Source organism: Streptomyces sp. NPDC007095 (assembly GCF_040634475.1).
Classification (GTDB): domain Bacteria; phylum Actinomycetota; class Actinomycetes; order Streptomycetales; family Streptomycetaceae; genus Streptomyces.
On record NZ_JBEYFS010000535.1, the window covers coordinates 1 to 1,206 of the forward strand.

Annotated in this window: 1 protein-coding gene and 1 pseudogene; one reads left to right on the top strand and one right to left on the bottom strand. The window is 64.5% G+C overall.

Going from position 1 to position 1,206, the window contains the following annotated elements:
- Nucleotides 1-155: 155 nt before the first annotated feature.
- Nucleotides 156-818: a group II intron maturase-specific domain-containing protein gene (locus ABZ656_RS58040; protein WP_360280865.1), complete on the top strand. Its 663-nt coding sequence runs from the start codon at nucleotides 156-158 to the stop codon at nucleotides 816-818.
- Between the two features lie 111 nt (nucleotides 819-929).
- Here the strand turns inward: ABZ656_RS58040 and ABZ656_RS58045 are convergent.
- Nucleotides 930-1,055 (bottom strand): annotated as a pseudogene (locus tag ABZ656_RS58045) (IS6 family transposase); the annotation flags it as partial.
- Nucleotides 1,056-1,206 lie beyond the last annotated feature (151 nt).

Consider the following 1,206-nt stretch of genomic DNA (forward strand, 5'->3'; position numbering starts at 1 on the left):
CGGGCGTACTCGACGCTATCGACACGATCACCACGCACCATGTCACAAACCTACTACCCATTGTGACGGCCCTTACCCTCCGTGAGAGGGAGGAGCTCCAAGCGCCGGTAGCCGAGCGTCACCTCGAAGCAGAAGTTGCCCATTGCGTTGGGGGCGTGGTTTCTCCTGTCCTGGCGAACCTGTTTCTGCACTACGCGTTCGATGTCTGGATGGACCGGGAGTTCCCGTCCGTCTGGTTCGAGCGCTACGCGGATGACGCGGTGCTGCACTGCGTCACCGAGCGCCAGGCCCGCGAGGTGCTGGCCGCGCTCACGGACAGGATGGCCGAGGTTGGGCTGCACTTGCACCCGGCCAAGACCCGGATCGTTTACTGCCAGGACGGCTCGCGCCCAGGCTCCTTCGAGCACACGGCGTTCACGTTCCTCGGCTACACGTTCCGCGCCAGACGAAGCCGGACCCGGCACGGCAGGCAGTTCCTGTCGTTCGACCCGGCCGTCAGCAGGGACGCCCTGAAGAAGATGGGGCGGGAGGTGCGCTCCTGGCACCTGCACACCCGCACCGGTCTGACCTTCAACGAGCTCGCCCGCAGGATCAACCCTGTCGTGGCGGGATGGATCAACTACTACGGCCGTTTCAGGCCCTGGGAGTTGCTCCCGTTCTTGACGCGCATCAACGCCTACCTGGTGCTCTGGATCCGCAGGAAGTACAAACGGCTCGCCGCCGAACGAAGAGCACTTGCGAAGATGCAGGAGATCGCCCAGCGGTACCCCCGCATGTTCGCGCACTGGCGCTACACCGTTCGCGCGTTCGCGGTCTGATGAACAGAGCGACAAGAGCCGTGTAACGGGCGACTGTTAAGCACGGTTCTGTGAGGGCCGGAGAGTGAGAGTCCCTCCGGCTACTCGGCTCTGAGCTAGGACTCCGGGGCCCTCCTCGACCTCGCGGAACGACGACGGGAAGCGGGAGCACAGCCACACGCAGTGGGAGATCACCCCGACCGGATACCGGTACCCCTGTACGACGGCGACGCGCTTTCCACAGACGACTCCTCCCAGCGTGATCAACCAGAAGATCACCCCACCCTGTCAGCCAACGTAACAGCGCCACAGCAGTCGTTCCGGGAGGAAGGCCCCACGTCATTGTTGTACGGACGGGCAAGGTTTGGCGGGTGTGGCTGCGACGGACGCGGGCGGTGGCCCAGGATGA